The 13,785-nt window shown below is 58.9% G+C and carries 15 protein-coding genes and 1 tRNA gene; 8 read left to right on the top strand and 8 right to left on the bottom strand.

Going from position 1 to position 13,785, the window contains the following annotated elements; all coding sequences use genetic code 11:
* Positions 1–74 precede the first annotated feature (74 nt).
* Positions 75–548 carry an outer membrane protein assembly factor BamE gene (locus tag SIB92_RS02780; protein WP_412554384.1) on the bottom strand — a complete coding sequence of 158 codons (474 nt, stop codon included), beginning with the start codon at positions 546–548 and terminating at the stop codon, positions 75–77.
* Between the two features lie 118 nt (positions 549–666).
* Here SIB92_RS02780 and SIB92_RS02775 point away from each other — a divergent pair, with 118 nt between their 5' ends.
* The 8 genes from SIB92_RS02775 (at position 667) to SIB92_RS02740 (ending at position 6,802) form a co-directional block, all read left to right on the top strand.
* Positions 667–1,230 carry a YceD family protein gene (locus SIB92_RS02775; protein ID WP_412554383.1) on the top strand — a complete coding sequence of 188 codons (564 nt, stop codon included), beginning with the start codon at positions 667–669 and terminating at the stop codon, positions 1,228–1,230.
* 139 nt (positions 1,231–1,369) lie between these two features.
* The gene (gene rpmF, locus SIB92_RS02770; RefSeq protein WP_058311355.1) at positions 1,370–1,576 is read left to right on the top strand and encodes a 50S ribosomal protein L32; all 207 of its coding nucleotides are present in this window, start codon (positions 1,370–1,372) and stop codon (positions 1,574–1,576) included.
* Positions 1,577–1,596: 20 nt separating this feature from the next.
* Positions 1,597–2,682, top strand: coding sequence for a phosphate acyltransferase PlsX (gene plsX / locus SIB92_RS02765; protein ID WP_412554382.1), 1,086 nt, complete (start codon positions 1,597–1,599; stop codon positions 2,680–2,682).
* 23 nt (positions 2,683–2,705) lie between these two features.
* On the top strand, positions 2,706–3,680 hold the full coding sequence (locus SIB92_RS02760; RefSeq protein WP_412554381.1) for a beta-ketoacyl-ACP synthase III: 975 nt from the start codon (positions 2,706–2,708) through the stop codon (positions 3,678–3,680).
* Between the two features lie 121 nt (positions 3,681–3,801).
* Positions 3,802–4,104 (top strand): integration host factor subunit alpha, encoded by a 303-nt coding sequence (ihfA, locus tag SIB92_RS02755; RefSeq protein ID WP_294113492.1) that lies wholly within the window; start codon positions 3,802–3,804, stop codon positions 4,102–4,104.
* A gap of 15 nt (positions 4,105–4,119) precedes the next feature.
* On the top strand, positions 4,120–5,517 hold the full coding sequence (locus SIB92_RS02750) for a MerR family transcriptional regulator (protein WP_412554380.1): 1,398 nt from the start codon (positions 4,120–4,122) through the stop codon (positions 5,515–5,517).
* Between the two features lie 73 nt (positions 5,518–5,590).
* Positions 5,591–5,667: transfer RNA gene (locus tag SIB92_RS02745), tRNA-Pro, on the top strand.
* Positions 5,668–5,725: 58 nt separating this feature from the next.
* Entirely contained in the window at positions 5,726–6,802 is a 1,077-nt protein-coding gene (locus SIB92_RS02740; RefSeq protein WP_412554379.1) for a 2'-deoxycytidine 5'-triphosphate deaminase, read from the top strand.
* Positions 6,803–6,806: 4 nt separating this feature from the next.
* Here the strand turns inward: SIB92_RS02740 and SIB92_RS02735 are convergent, their stop codons facing one another.
* The 7 genes from SIB92_RS02735 to SIB92_RS02705 all read right to left on the bottom strand — a co-directional run bounded on the left by SIB92_RS02735 (position 6,807) and on the right by SIB92_RS02705 (position 13,727).
* On the bottom strand, positions 6,807–7,040 hold the full coding sequence (locus tag SIB92_RS02735; RefSeq protein WP_412554378.1) for a hypothetical protein: 234 nt from the start codon (positions 7,038–7,040) through the stop codon (positions 6,807–6,809).
* A gap of 88 nt (positions 7,041–7,128) precedes the next feature.
* On the bottom strand, positions 7,129–7,833 hold the full coding sequence (scpB, locus tag SIB92_RS02730; RefSeq protein ID WP_412554377.1) for an SMC-Scp complex subunit ScpB: 705 nt from the start codon (positions 7,831–7,833) through the stop codon (positions 7,129–7,131).
* Positions 7,826–8,617: a segregation and condensation protein A gene (locus SIB92_RS02725; RefSeq protein ID WP_412552039.1), complete on the bottom strand. Its 792-nt coding sequence runs from the start codon at positions 8,615–8,617 to the stop codon at positions 7,826–7,828. The genes scpB and SIB92_RS02725 overlap by 8 nt, the downstream gene beginning before the upstream one ends.
* 57 nt (positions 8,618–8,674) lie before the next feature.
* On the bottom strand, positions 8,675–9,658 hold the full coding sequence (nagZ, locus tag SIB92_RS02720) for a beta-N-acetylhexosaminidase (RefSeq protein WP_412554376.1): 984 nt from the start codon (positions 9,656–9,658) through the stop codon (positions 8,675–8,677).
* On the bottom strand, positions 9,655–10,677 hold the full coding sequence (locus SIB92_RS02715) for an SPOR domain-containing protein (RefSeq protein ID WP_412554375.1): 1,023 nt from the start codon (positions 10,675–10,677) through the stop codon (positions 9,655–9,657). Before SIB92_RS02715 ends, nagZ begins: the two co-directional genes overlap by 4 nt.
* A gap of 89 nt (positions 10,678–10,766) precedes the next feature.
* Positions 10,767–12,512, bottom strand: a complete 1,746-nt coding sequence (gene argS / locus SIB92_RS02710; RefSeq protein WP_412554374.1) for an arginine--tRNA ligase — start codon at positions 12,510–12,512, stop codon at positions 10,767–10,769.
* Between the two features lie 75 nt (positions 12,513–12,587).
* Positions 12,588–13,727: a deoxyguanosinetriphosphate triphosphohydrolase gene (locus SIB92_RS02705; RefSeq protein ID WP_412554373.1), complete on the bottom strand. Its 1,140-nt coding sequence runs from the start codon at positions 13,725–13,727 to the stop codon at positions 12,588–12,590.
* Positions 13,728–13,785: the final 58 nt, after the last annotated feature.

The raw sequence follows: 13,785 nt of genomic DNA, 5'->3' as shown, positions 1-13,785 counted from the left end.
ACCATGCCACGCACTCTAGCAGAGTCGCGGTGACATCCGAATGACAAACCACACCGCCATGTCACAGGCTCAAATTAGAAGCTGCCGGTTGTCGCTGTCGGCGCACCCGATGGACCGAAGTTACCGATATTGGCCCCCAGCTGACGCAGCAATCCGCCAGTCTCGATCCCGTTGTCCGTAATCCGACGTTGCAGTGGAACAAACTGCCCATCTTCCAAAGCGTAATGCTCGATGTTGCGGGCGATACCCTTGGTGTCAAAGCCAATCACAACAACTTGACGATCCACAACTTCCGGCCGGGTCGGGCCAAAATGCTTGATCCGCGACCGCACATAGATGTAGCCGCTGTCATCCAGCACACCGGACGCCGACGGCGGTCCAAACGTCTCCACAACCGTGTCGCGTGTATCCACACCCAGAGTGATCGACGCCAGCTCTTCTTCGGTGGGCACATAGCCATGATTGCGATAGCGGGTGGCGCAGGAAGCCAGAGACAGCATGGCCGCTCCCATGACCGCATATTTGATCACTTTGGTGCGCGTCTTCATCTCTGCCCTCTTGTCTTGGCCTGTCTTGCCTTCTATCTCGCTTACAGAAGGAACGCGCTTGGTTCAAGATGACAACCGCGTCCCGCCACGCAACCGCCCTCAATTCAAAGTCAGTACCATGTCCTCAAGCGCTTCCCCCTCCACCGTGTTTCGTGTGGCCGACCTCCGACAGAATCGCCCCACCAGTTTTGACCTGCGCCCCAACGCACAGGAACTGACCGCTCTGGCAGAGGCTCTGGAGCTGACCACGCTGCGCAAAGTGGTCTTCACCGGCGAAATCCGCGCCCATGGTAAAAATGACTGGGAACTGGTTGGCAAACTCGGCGCCACAGCTGTTCAGCCCTGTGTTGTCACATTGGACCCTGTGACCACCCGCATCGACGAACCTGTCGAGCGCCGGTTTCTAGCCCATATGCCGGATCTGCCGGGCGATGACGAAGAAGAGATCGAGATGCCAGAGGACGAAAATGCCGAGCCACTGGAATCACATATTGATGTCGGCGCGATCCTGCATGAGGCCTTGGCGCTGAACCTGCCACAATTTCCTCGCGCAGAAGGGGCAGAATTGAAAGATGCTGTCTTTACGGAGGCTGGAAAAAAGGCCATGACAGACGAAGACGCCCGCCCCTTTGCCGGCTTGGCGGCCCTGCGTGACCAGCTGGGCTCAAAAGAGGACGAATAGGGCTTGCGTTGTGCGAAAATCGCAGTATTTTCGCGCGCTCATTCGAATTTAGCGTTGGACTCGGGCGCGCATACCGCGTAGAGGCTCCAAACGCTCAGGAAACCGGGCTTCGGCCCCCAAGTAAATCAAAGGTTGCGACATGGCTGTCCAGCAGAACAAAGTATCGAAATCGCGCCGCAACAACCGCCGTGCACACGACGCCCTGGTTGCAGCGAACCCTAACGAATGCCCAAACTGTGGCGAGCTGAAGCGCCCGCACCACGTTTGCGCTTCCTGCGGCCACTACGACGACCGTGAAGTCGTTGCGATGGTTGAAGACGTCGACCTGGACGAAGACGCAGCATAAACAACGGGATCTGAGCCCGCATGACCGGTTTGACGCAAACAGCAAACCCCGGCAGCGGGCGCACAGTTATCTCTGTTGACGCCATGGGTGGCGATCGCGGGCCGGCAGCTGTAGTTGCCGGCATTTCGCAATCCGCGAAGAAAAACCCCGACATTGCTTTCATTCTACACGGTCCCAAAGACGAGCTGGAACAGCTGGTTGCGCGCAAGCGCATTCTGGACGGCCGTGTGGAGATTCGCGACGCGGTTGACGTCGTCTCGATGGAAGACAAACCCCGAGATGTGATCCGGTCCAAAACCACTTCTATGTGGTCCGCTTTGGAATCAGTGCGCAGTGGCGAGGCCGATGGCGTCGTCAGCTGTGGCAACACCGGCGCCCTAATGATGCTTTCAGTGGTGCGTCTGCGCAAAATTCTCGGCGTGGACCGTCCGGCCATTGCCGTGCTCTGGCCTTCCCGCGCCCCGCAGGGCTTCAACATCATGCTCGACGCGGGCGCCGACATCAGCGCCGACGAGCATGACTTGTTACAATACGCCCTAATGGGCGCGTCCTACGCTCGAAACGGTATGGACCTGGAACGCCCGCGAGTCGGCCTGCTCAACGTGGGCACCGAGGAGCACAAGGGCCGCACCGAGTTGAAGCTGGCGCACGACCTGATCGCGCAAAACGCGCATGTCGCCAACTATGACTTTGTCGGTTTTGTCGAAGGCAATGACTTGCCCGCAGACAAGGCCGATGTGATTGTCACCGACGGCTTCACCGGTAACGTGGCTCTAAAAACCGGCGAAGGCACGGCCGGGCTGATCGGATCGCTTCTGAAAGAAGCGTTCAAGTTTTCGCCACTGTCCCGTTTGGCCGCCTTATTGGCCTATACATCGCTCAACCGTCTGAACAAACGCATTGACCCACGACGGGTCAATGGCGGCGTGTTTTTGGGCCTCAATGGCACCGTGGTGAAATCCCACGGCTCCTCTGATGCAACAGGTGTATCCTCGGCCATCAAACTCGCCTTCAAACTAGCGCAATCCGGCTTCTCCGAAAAGCTTGCGGCGCGGGTTGCATCTGCCGTTTCCCTGCCGCAAGATGCCGACAGCACCAACGAATAACAATAAGTTAGCAAGGCACCGATATGACGACACGCGCCGTGGTTAAAGGCGTAGGCCACTACTTGCCGGAACGGGTCGTTCCCAACGCCGAATTCGAAGAAACTCTGGACACCTCGGATGAGTGGATTCGCACCCGCTCGGGCATCGAGCGTCGCCATTTTGCGGCCGACGACCAGACCACCTCCGATCTCGCAAGTCTTGCCGCCAACGCCGCTCTGGAAAACGCAGGTTTGTCTGCGGATGACATCGACGCGGTGGTGGTCGCAACTTCCACACCGGATCTGACCTTCCCCTCGGTTGCCACCATGGTGCAGCAAAAGATTGGCATGACTCGTGGCTTTGGTTTTGACGTACAAGCGGTCTGCGCCGGCTTTGTCTATGCGCTGACCAATGCCAATGCTTTGATCCTTTCTGGTCAGGCGCAGCGTGTGCTGGTGATTGGGGCAGAAACCTTCAGCCGGATCATGGATTGGACTGACCGCGCCACCTGCGTACTGTTTGGCGACGGCGCAGGCGCGCTGATCCTGGAAGCTGAACAAGGCACCGGCGAGAACACAGATCGCGGTGTTCTGAGTGCGGACTTGAACTCTGACGGCCGCTACAAAGACATGCTCTTTGTCGACGGCGGCGTGTCCACAACCGGGGATTCCGGCAAGCTGCGCATGCAGGGAAATGCCCTTTTCCGTCAAGCGGTTGAGAAGCTGACCTCTACCGCGCACACTGCGCTCACCAAGATTGATCTGACCGATGATGCCGTGGATTGGATTGTGCCCCATCAGGCCAACATCCGCATCATTCAGGGCACCGCCAAAAAGCTCGGCGTACCCATGGACCGTGTGATTGTGACCGTGCAGGATCACGGCAACACCTCGGCTGCGTCGATCCCCCTCGCCCTCTCCACCGGCGTCGCAGACGGTAAGATCAAGCAGGGTGACCTGCTGGTGACCGAAGCGATTGGGGGCGGTCTGGCCTGGGGCGCAGTGGTTCTGCGCTGGTAAAATCCGACCTAAGTGATTGGCGAATATCGCAGATAATCGCCTCACATCCCGCGCAAATCATTGACTCCCAATTTCTCTTGCCCCTATGGTTTTTGAAACGTGTACCGGCAGGGGGGACCACATGACTGACAAGACATTGACCCGGATGGATCTGAGCGAAGCAGTGTTTCGCGAAGTGGGCCTGTCCAGAAACGACTCCGCTCAATTGGTTGAGAGCATTTTGACCCATATGTCCGACGCCTTGGTGAACGGCGAGCAGGTCAAAATTTCCTCCTTTGGCACTTTCAGCGTGCGCGACAAAGCGGCACGTGTGGGCCGCAACCCGAAGACGGGCGAAGAAGTTCCAATCCAACCGCGCCGTGTCCTCACCTTCCGGCCTTCGCATCTGATGAAAGATCGCGTCGCCGCTGGTAACAAAAAATAAGACGAGACAAACTCCATGGCCAAATCGCGTGAGGCTTTTCGCACCATTAGCGAAGTTGCCGAATGGCTTGATGTGCAAACGCATGTTCTGCGTTTTTGGGAAAGCAAATTCTCTCAGGTCAAACCTGTAAAACGCGCCGGTGGGCGGCGGTACTACCGCCCCCAGGACATGGAGTTGCTTGGCGGCCTCAAAAAGCTGCTGCATGAAGACGGCATGCCAATCAAAGACGCCCAGCAACTGCTGCGCGAAAAAGGCGTGAAGCATGTGTCCAGCCTCTCTCGGCCTGTCGATGAAGAAGAACAACCTGTTGAGTCGGTAGCAGAAGACGTGACCGAAGAAACAGCGCAGGAACCGGTTGAGACGCCGCAGGAAGAGCCGCAAGCCGACCTCCCGCAAGACGAAACGCCGGAAAGTGAGCCTGCGCAAGAAGCGCCTGTGGAGGCCTCAGACGAAGACCTTGAGGCCGCGCCGGAGGCCGATGAACCTCTTGAGGACGTCGCTGAAGAAGAAGCCATTACCGCCCCGGAAGACGCCTTTGAGGAAGATTCCGAAGAAAAGCTCTATACCGCGCCGGATGACTTTGAACCGGACGATGAGACCTCCATTGAAGACGATGCCGAAGATGACAACGCAGGCATACCGGAAGATCTTCTGGTCAAAATCGAAGATGATGTGCCCGCGACCTCGTCCGAGCCTGGCCCTCTGACCTCTGGCTTGACCAGCCCTGCACAGCCTCCGGAAGCGGCCCAAACCGAGCCCGCCCCAGCGGAGGAAACGGAACAGATGCCTGCAACCAGCTCAGCGACCGCAGGCGGGTCCGATGAGTTGCCGCCGATGGACGATCTCTTTGCAGCGCTGGAAACGCCAGCGGAGCCAGAGCAAACCGAGCCAGAAGAGGTCGCATCCTTAGTAGAAGACGATGAGACTACGGCCGACGAGCAACTTGGTGAACTTTCATCCGAGGCCTCTGCCGCGTCGTCGCCCGTCGAGGCCTCAGACATTTCCACGGAACCAGAATCAACTCCATCAGAAACCACATTTGCACCGGACGCTGATGCGTTTGCGGACGGCGAAGACGGCATGGCTCCTGCAGCCGCTGAAATGAGCAGTGGCTTGCATACACCTGCCGTGGACGGTTCCGGCTCAGTAGAGGCACCAACTACCAGCGCCCTTTCCAGCTTGGAGACCGCAGCATCAGAACCAGGCTCTGCCCCACAAGCTCCAACAGAGACGGCCAAAGAGGTATCGGAGACACCGTCCGCGCCTGATCTGGAAACGCTCGTGGCCCGTGAAACCGCTCGTGACGACTTCCTGCTGATGCTGACCAAGCCGGTCACTGTAAAGGCCAAAGACGCCTCGCGCGCCGCCAGCCTGCTGGCACGACTGGAAGCTTTGCACAGCAAAGCTGGCTAATCACTGGGGCGTGGCAGATCTTGCATTTTTTGACTTGCCCCCGCCCTCAATTCCGTTATGAACAGCCCATCGTCGGGCTATGGCGCAGCCTGGTAGCGCGTCCGTCTGGGGGACGGAAGGTCGCAGGTTCAAGTCCTGCTAGCCCGACCAATCACAAACGCCCGTGTGCCGTAAGGCCCGGGCGTTTTGTACATCCGGGGGGACCAATATGACCGGCGTTTTACCCAGCCAAACCATTGAAACCATGCTGCAAACCGGCGAGATCTCGGTGGCTGAACCTGTCGCTGAAGGTCAGGTGCAACCTGCCTCTCTGGATTTGCGCCTTGGCTCTGTAGCCTATCGTGTGCGCGCGTCCTTCTTGGCCGGCACCGATCGCAGTGTGCAGGACCGCCTGTCTGAGTTCGAGATGCACCGTATTGATCTGTCAAACGGGGCTGTGCTCGAAAAAGGCTGTGTCTATGTTGTGCCCTTGATGGAAAGCCTGGCGCTTCCCGAGGGCGTCCAGGCCGTAGCCAACGCCAAAAGCTCCACCGGCCGGCTCGACCTGCTGACCCGCACCATCACCGATGGCGGCACCGAATTTGACCGCATCGCCCCCGGCTACACCGGCCCGCTTTACGCCGAAATCTGCCCGCGCAGCTTTTCCGTTCTGGTCCGTCCTGGTATGCGCCTCAACCAGATCCGTTTCCGCAAAGGCCAAAGCGTTCTGACCGACGCCGATCTGGCCGTGCTACATGACCGCAGCCCTCTGGTGGATGGAGACGCCGTAATCGACGACGGCCTCGGCTTCTCCGTCGATCTACAACCCTCCGAAGGCACTCTGGTGGGTTACCGTGCAAAACCGCATACCGGTGTGATCGATCTGGACAACATCGGTCATTATGATCCGGCGGACTACTGGGAAGAGCTGCACGCCTCTGATGGCAAAATCATTCTAGACCCCGGCGCCTTCTACATTCTGGTCAGCCGCGAAGCCGTGCACATCCCTCCCGCCTACGCCGCCGAAATGGCGCCGTTCTTGGCCATGGTGGGCGAGTTCCGCGTGCATTACGCAGGCTTCTTTGATCCCGGCTTCGGGCATGACGCCGCCGGCGGCACAGGATCGCGCGGCGTGTTGGAAGTCCGCTGCCACGAGGCGCCTTTTGTGCTGGAGCACGGCCAAGTGGTTGGCCGTTTGGTTTATGAGCGCATGGCAGAGGTGCCAGAACAGCTCTACGGCTCCGGCATCGCGTCAAACTATCAGGGGCAAGGCCTGAAGCTCAGCAAGCATTTCAAAGCCAGCTAGCGGCTTAGAACCGGCCAATCTTGCGGGTCACCCGCATAGCTTGCTTGGCGCGCTTGGCATCAAACTGTGGCGCAACCTTCGGCTGCGCTTGCTGCTTTTCACCCCAAGGCCCCGGTTCTGGAGCAGCTTGCTTCTTTTGCGCTTTGGACGCGGCATTGATGCCCGCGTTGATGCCGCCATTGATCAGACGGCGCATCACCATCCGGGTCACCATATTGATCAGTTGGTTGGCATTCATACCATTCGCTCCAAAGCTTCACTCGCAGGCAATTTAAGCACCAATTGCGCCAATAGTAAGGCTGTCACAGCATTTTGAGGGCTGTGCTTCAGTCCTCAAACATCTCGGACTGGCCGTCATCAATGACCATACCGTCGTCATCCTCATCCGAGTTGACCCCAAGCGGAATGGTGCCTGGAGGGGGCCGGTTCTCCAGCAAGCCAGCTGCACGCAGTTCTTTGAGGCCCGGCAAGTCTCGCGGACTGGACAAGCCAAAGTGATCAAGAAAGCTCTGCGTCACCACAAAGGTCACCGGGCGACCCGGTGTCATTTTGCGGCGACCAAAGCGAATCCATTGCATCTCAAGCAGTTGATCCACCGTGCCACGGCTCACACTCACACCCCGGATTTCTTCAATCTCGGCCCGCGTCACCGGCTGATGGTAGGCGATAATCGCCAAGGTCTCGACCGCCGCCCGTGAGAGCTTGCGCGTTTCCACAGTTTCCTTCTGCATCAGAAACCCAAGGTCCGCCGCCGTGCGCATCGCCCAAGCATCGCCCACTTTCACCACATGTACACCACGCCCCTCATAGCGTTTGCGCAGATGCACCAGCGCCTCCGCCGCGTCACAGCCATGGGGCATGCGGTCGTTCATTTCTTTGACCGTCACAGGCTCCGCGCTGGCGAACAGAATGGCTTCACACATGCGTTCCTGCTCAGCAACGGGCGGCGCTTCAAACAGGCTCTCCTCCTGTTCAACACCCTGCTCCACGGCTTCCAACTCTGGCTCCGACGCGTTGATATCGTCACTCATCCCTGCCGTCTCTCTTTCGTACTTCAATCGGCGCAAAGGTCTCGCTCTGGCGGATAAACACCTTGCCTTCCTTGGCCAGCTCCAAAGACGCCGCAAAGGTCGCCGCTGTCGCCGAACGCCGCTTTTTGGGGTCGTTTTCCCAGCCTGCGGGCAAATAGCTCAGAATATCTGTCCAGGCCCCGGCATAGCCAATCAACCCGCGCATCCGTTCCAGCGCCTCTTCCATCGTAAAGACGGAATCCCGGTCCATGATAAACGGACGAAACTCGTCCCGCGTGCGAAGCCGCGCGTAGCCCTGCATTAGGTCCAGCAGTGTCGCGGTGAACGTCACCTTGCGCACGCGCTCAACGTTTTCCGGTACGCCTCGCGCAAAGAAATCGCGCCCTAGCCGGTCCCGTGCCATCAATTTGGCCGCCGCATCGCGCATTGCCTGTAGACGCTCCAACTGAAATGCCAGGTGTGCCGCCAGTTCCTCACCGGACGGCCCCTCTTCCGTGGGATCCGGCGGCAACAACAGCCGTGATTTCAAAAACGCCAACCAAGCCGCCATTACCAAATAGTCCGCCGCCAGCTCCAACCGCAGCCGTTTGGCGCGCTCCACAAAATCCAGATATTGCTGTGCCAGCTCCAAAATCGAAATCTTGCGCAGATCCACTTTCTGCGTGCGCGACAGTGTCAGAAGAAGGTCCAGCGGCCCTTCAAACCCGTCCACATCCACAATCAGAGCTTCCGCCGCCATACGTTCGGCAACGGACATCTCCTCCTGCTCGTCCCCAAAGGACATCTGGAGAGTTTGATTTAGGTCGGTTTCGGCCATGCCCCCTGCCCGTCAAGCGCCGTTTCAGAACGCTTTAAGTTCCTCGGCAAGCGCTTCAATGTCAACAGGCACGGGCTGACGGCGCGCGGCCAGCACTGCTTCGGCACGCCGTTGCCCCGCCTCAGACATCTCGCCAATCGCTGCTGCGACCGCCTGACGATCCGCCAAGGTGCCGTTGCAGTGCAGCACCGCGTCACATCCGGCGGCAATCGCTGCCACAGCACGCTGGTCGACAGTTCCGCTCAGCGCTTGCATATCAATGTCATCGGTCATGATCAGCCCGTCAAAGCCGATCTCCTCGCGCATAAACTGCATCATCTTTGGTGAGGTTGTCGCTGGCGCATCATCCATGTCTTCAAACACAATATGCGCCGTCATACCCATCGGCAGGGCATTAAGCGCTTTGAAAGGCGCAAAGTCCCCCGCCAACTCCGCTTTTGGCACCGACACACGGGGCAGGTCTTTATGGCTGTCCACAACGGCGAGCCCATGCCCCGGCATATGTTTGATCACGGGGTAAACGCCGCCATCCCAAAGCCCCTCGGCCACGGCGCGCGCGATCTCGATGATCTGTTGCGGATCTTCGCCATAACAACGGTTGCGCAAAAACGGATGGGTGTCCGGCCGCGCCACATCCACCATCGGTGCACAATCTGCATCGATACCAAGCGCTATCAACTCATGCGCAATGATGCGATAGCGCAGATACATCGCCCGCGCCGCATTTGAGCCAGCCTTCTGCACCTCTTCCAACGGTGGCAACCATTCGGTTGCCATCGGCGCCCGAATGCGCTGCACCCGTCCGCCCTCCTGATCAATCAGGATCGGCGCATGGTGGCCAACACAGGCGCGCAAGTCGTCGCAAAGCGCGCGCACCTGATCCGCACTGTCGATGTTGCGAGCAAACAGGATAAAGCCAAACGGCTGCACATCTCGAAAAAAGGTCTTTTCCTCGGCGGTCAGGCGTAAGCCATCACAGCCAAAGATCGCAGCGCAAAAGCGGCTCATCGCGTGGTGACCGGAATACAATCGGCGTTTTCAGCCTTCAGCGCAGAACACAAACGCCGCGCATCGCTCACAGTCTCAAAGCCCATGGCACGCAGGCGGTAGAACACCCGACCACCGCTGCTGGCTTTTTCGATCACACGGGACTTGTCGCCCAGATAGGTGTCAAACCGCTGCTGCAGCTTATCCCACTCCGCGCGCGCAATCTCGGGGCTGGCGTAGGCCCCCAATTGCACCAAACGTGTGCCTGCCGGAATGGTCTCCGCATCCACCTCTTGCAACACGCCTTGCACGGCCGCGTCAATCGAGGCCACTTGCGTGCCCTGCGCTTTGGCGGGCAGCGACGCAGGCCGCAATACGGGGCGCAACGAGCGTTTCAGCCCACCTTTGATCTCAGGTTTCGGCGCTTCGGCAACCTCTTCCACAGCCGGTTCCGGCTCGCTCAACGCCACTTGGATGGGCTGAACCTCATCCACTTCAATGGTTTCGAGCGGCTTGGCACCGGCTGACAGCTGATCTGCCAGTTCTTCGACCGACAGCGGCTTGCTCACGTCCAGCGGCTCCGGCGCCACGATTGGCGCAGAAGGTGCCCGTGCCACCACTTCGGTCAGTTTTTCGGTTTCCACAAGGCTCGGCACGGCGGACGGCGCCTCGGTCGGCTGCACCACAACGGGCGTGCCAGACACTTGATCGCGTTCGGTCAAAGAAATCGGCGGCGGCGCAACAATCACCTGATCCGCGGGCCCCGCCGCGCTGCCATCCGCAGCCACCTGATTGACCATCAGTCCTTGATGACCGGCCTGACGCCCACCGGGATCATCCGGCTGAATACGCATTGGCCCTTCCAGCGCGCGTACCACCGGCACGCCGCTCACATCGCGGGAGAGGATTTGAAAGCCCCAAACGCCGGTGCCAACCACCAAAGCCAAAGATACAAACATCCCGGCGCGGTTCACCAAAAGTGCCGCGTTGGAAGATTCGCCTTTGGGCACGCCATGCGCACCCATCGGAATTTCTGCCATTTTTGCCTCACTGCCCGTCCGCGTTACCGCGATGTACGGTGTCGTCGGGGTCGTCTTGCCTAGTCCTCAACCCCGACGAACGTGCAGCTTTAGCGCATCTCTTGCGCCGGAGTTACGCCCAGAATACCAAGACCTGCGGAAATAACAACGGCCACGGCACGTGCCAGCGCAATTTTCGCCTGTGATGTATCTGCGTCACCCTCTTGCACAAAGCGCAGCGAGGTGTCGTCGTTGCCTTTGTAGTACAGCGCGTGCAACTCGCCTGCGAGTTCATAGAGATAGAAGGCAATCCGGTGCGGCTCATTGGTGCGCCCGGCGATTTCCACCAGACGCGGCCATTCCGACAGCTTCTTCGCCACGGCGATCTCTGCCGCATGGTCTAGCTTGGACAGATCTGCCGCCGCCAGTGTCGCGTCATCCGCTGTAATACCCGCCGCTTCGGCGTTGCGGATCACCGAACACACCCGCGCATGGGCGTACTGGACATAAAACACAGGATTGTCTTTGGACTGCTCCAGAACCTTGTCAAAATCAAAGTCCAGCGGCGCGTCGTTCTTACGGGTCAGCATCACAAAGCGGGTCACATCCGGCCCCACCTGATCCACCACATCGCGCAGGGTCACAAAGGTGCCTGCCCGCTTGGACATTTTGAATGGTTCACCGTTTTTGAAGAGCTTCACCAGCTGGGTCAGCTTGATGTCCAGCGGCACTTCGCCCCCGGACAGCGCCGAAACCGCCGCCTTCATCCGCTTCACATAGCCGCCATGGTCCGCGCCAAAGATGTCGATCAGCGCGTCAAAGCCACGGGTGACCTTGTCATAGTGATAGGCAATGTCTGGCGCAAAATAGGTCCAGGCGCCGTCGGATTTCTTCACCGGACGGTCTACATCGTCGCCATGTTCTGTCGACTTGAACAAAGTCTGTTCGCGCGGCTCCCAGTCTTCCGGCTTTTTGCCTTTTGGCGGCTCCAGCACGCCTTCGTAGATCAGGCCCTTGTCTTCCAGAGATTTCAGCGCCGCCTCGATCTGGCCGGTGCCATAAAGCGATTTTTCGGAGTAGAACACATCCATCTCCACGCCCAGCGCCTTCAGGTCGTCACGGATCAGATCCATCATGGCATCGGTGGCAAACTCACGGATTTCTGCCAGCCAGACATCTTCGTCTTTGCCAACAAAGGCATCGCCAACCTTGGCTTTCAGCGCCTCACCAACCGGCACAAGGTAGTCACCCGGATAGGTGCCATCCTCAAACGCCACATCCTGACCATGGGCCTCCAAGTACCGCAGGTAAACAGAGCGTGCCAAAACATCGACCTGCCCGCCACCATCGTTGATGTAATACTCGCGGGTCACATCAAAACCGACAAAGTCCAACAGAGACGCCAGCGCATCGCCAAACACCGCACCACGGGTGTGACCAACGTGCAGTGGCCCGGTTGGGTTGGCGGAGACATACTCCACGTTGACTTTCTTGCCCGCGCCCATGGTGGAACGGCCAAAGTCGGTGCCTTGCTCAAGCGCCGCTTTCACAACACCTTGCCACAATCCAGCAGACAGACGTAGGTTCAGGAACCCCGGGCCAGCCACTTCGGCCACTTCAACACGTGGGTCTTCCGCCAGTTTCCCGGCCAGCACTTCGGCAATGTCGCGCGGCTTCATCTTGGCAGGTTTCGCCAGCACCATCGCGGCGTTGGTCGCCATATCGCCATGCAGCGCATCGCGGGGCGGCTCGACCGCCACGTTTTTGAAGTCCAGACCTTCAGGCAGCGCGCCCTCGGCTTGCATCGCGTTCAGCGCATCGATCACGGCAACGCGGATCTCGGAAAACAGGTTCATCAGACCGTCCTATCAATGTGTCTTTGGTCTTTTCGGATTTGGCGTGGTTTATCACCCCAATCCGTCACGTCAACGTCACTTGCCCAGAAGCTGCTCATGTTGTTGCAGCGCATAGCGATCCGTCATGCCGGAAATATAGTCCGAGACAATGCGCGCCACCGCAGTTTCGTCCTGACATTTTGCCAAATCCGCATGCCAGCGCGATGGCAGCAAAGTGGGCTCGGTCAAAAACAGTGGGAAGAGCTCTTTAACAACAATCGTGACTTCTTTTCGCATCTTCACCACGCTGGGCGCGCGGTACATCCTGGTAAACAGGAAGCTGCGGATTTCCTTGAGGTCCGCCCAGAGCGCAGTGGAAAACTGCACCACAGGCCGCCCACAAGCACGCAGTTCCTCAACAGATTGCGCATCAACTTCGGACAGTGCCGCACGGGACGTGTCGATCACATCCCCCACCATCACGCCAAACACCCGCCGCAGCGCCTCATGCCGTCGCCGGATGGCCTCCAATCCCGGATATTGCCGATCCACCGCTGCAAAAGCCTCACCCACAATGGGCAGGTCGCAAATCTCTTCCTCGGTGAACAGCCCAGCGCGCAGACCATCGTGAAGATCGTGATTGTTATACGCCACGTCATCCGCCAAAGCCGCCACCTGCGCCTCGGCACTCGCATGGGTGTGCAGCTCCAAGTCATGCACTGCGTTGTAATCCGCCAAAGCGTAAGGCAACGCGCCAATCACAGGTCCATTGTGCTTGGCAATCCCTTCCAAGGTCTCCCAGGTCAGGTTTAACCCATCAAAATCGGCATAGTGCCGCTCTAGTGAGGTCACAATCCGCACCGCCTGTGCATTGTGATCAAACCCGCCATAAGGTGCCATCAGCTCGTGCAGCGCGTCCTCGCCCGTGTGCCCAAAGGGCGTGTGCCCCAAATCATGTGCCAACGCGATAGCCTCAGTGATTTCCTGATTGAGACCCAGCGCGCCCGCAATGGTTCGCGCCACCTGCGCCACCTCGATCGAATGCGTTAGCCGCGTACGGAAGTAATCGCCTTCATGCTCCACAAAAACCTGTGTCTTGTGCTTGAGCCGCCGAAACGCGCTCGCATGAATGATCCGGTCCCGATCCCGTTGAAAACACGACCGGAAGCTGCTCTCCTCCTCCGGAAAGCGCCGTCCCTTGGCGCGCGCCGGATCTGAGGCATAGGGCGCCTGCATGAGCGTGGTCCTTGTAGCCTGTCCTTGCCTTTTCTATATTGGACTCCCAGCCCGCAAG

The organism is Shimia sp. MIT1388, assembly GCF_047124445.1.
GTDB lineage: Bacteria > Pseudomonadota > Alphaproteobacteria > Rhodobacterales > Rhodobacteraceae > Shimia.
This window is presented reverse-complemented; position numbering and strand designations above follow the sequence as displayed.

Bases quoted from the DNA above. Each gene is read 5' to 3' on its own strand.
- rpmF (WP_058311355.1), top strand. From the start codon at position 1,370: ATGGCTGTCCAGCAGAACAAAGTATCGAAATCGCGCCGCAACAACCGC.
- SIB92_RS02735 (WP_412554378.1), bottom strand. From the start codon at position 7,040: ATGAATGCCAACCAACTGATCAATATGGTGACCCGGATGGTGATGCGC.
- argS (WP_412554374.1), bottom strand. From the start codon at position 12,512: ATGAACCTGTTTTCCGAGATCCGCGTTGCCGTGATCGATGCGCTGAAC.
- ihfA (WP_294113492.1), top strand. From the start codon at position 3,802: ATGACTGACAAGACATTGACCCGGATGGATCTGAGCGAAGCAGTGTTT.
- SIB92_RS02760 (WP_412554381.1), top strand. From the start codon at position 2,706: ATGACGACACGCGCCGTGGTTAAAGGCGTAGGCCACTACTTGCCGGAA.
- plsX (WP_412554382.1), top strand. From the start codon at position 1,597: ATGACCGGTTTGACGCAAACAGCAAACCCCGGCAGCGGGCGCACAGTT.
- SIB92_RS02775 (WP_412554383.1), top strand. From the start codon at position 667: ATGTCCTCAAGCGCTTCCCCCTCCACCGTGTTTCGTGTGGCCGACCTC.
- SIB92_RS02705 (WP_412554373.1), bottom strand. From the start codon at position 13,727: ATGCAGGCGCCCTATGCCTCAGATCCGGCGCGCGCCAAGGGACGGCGC.
- SIB92_RS02715 (WP_412554375.1), bottom strand. From the start codon at position 10,677: ATGGCAGAAATTCCGATGGGTGCGCATGGCGTGCCCAAAGGCGAATCT.
- SIB92_RS02780 (WP_412554384.1), bottom strand. From the start codon at position 548: ATGAAGACGCGCACCAAAGTGATCAAATATGCGGTCATGGGAGCGGCC.
- SIB92_RS02740 (WP_412554379.1), top strand. From the start codon at position 5,726: ATGACCGGCGTTTTACCCAGCCAAACCATTGAAACCATGCTGCAAACC.
- SIB92_RS02750 (WP_412554380.1), top strand. From the start codon at position 4,120: ATGGCCAAATCGCGTGAGGCTTTTCGCACCATTAGCGAAGTTGCCGAA.
- scpB (WP_412554377.1), bottom strand. From the start codon at position 7,833: ATGAGTGACGATATCAACGCGTCGGAGCCAGAGTTGGAAGCCGTGGAG.
- nagZ (WP_412554376.1), bottom strand. From the start codon at position 9,658: ATGAGCCGCTTTTGCGCTGCGATCTTTGGCTGTGATGGCTTACGCCTG.
- SIB92_RS02725 (WP_412552039.1), bottom strand. From the start codon at position 8,617: ATGTCCTTTGGGGACGAGCAGGAGGAGATGTCCGTTGCCGAACGTATG.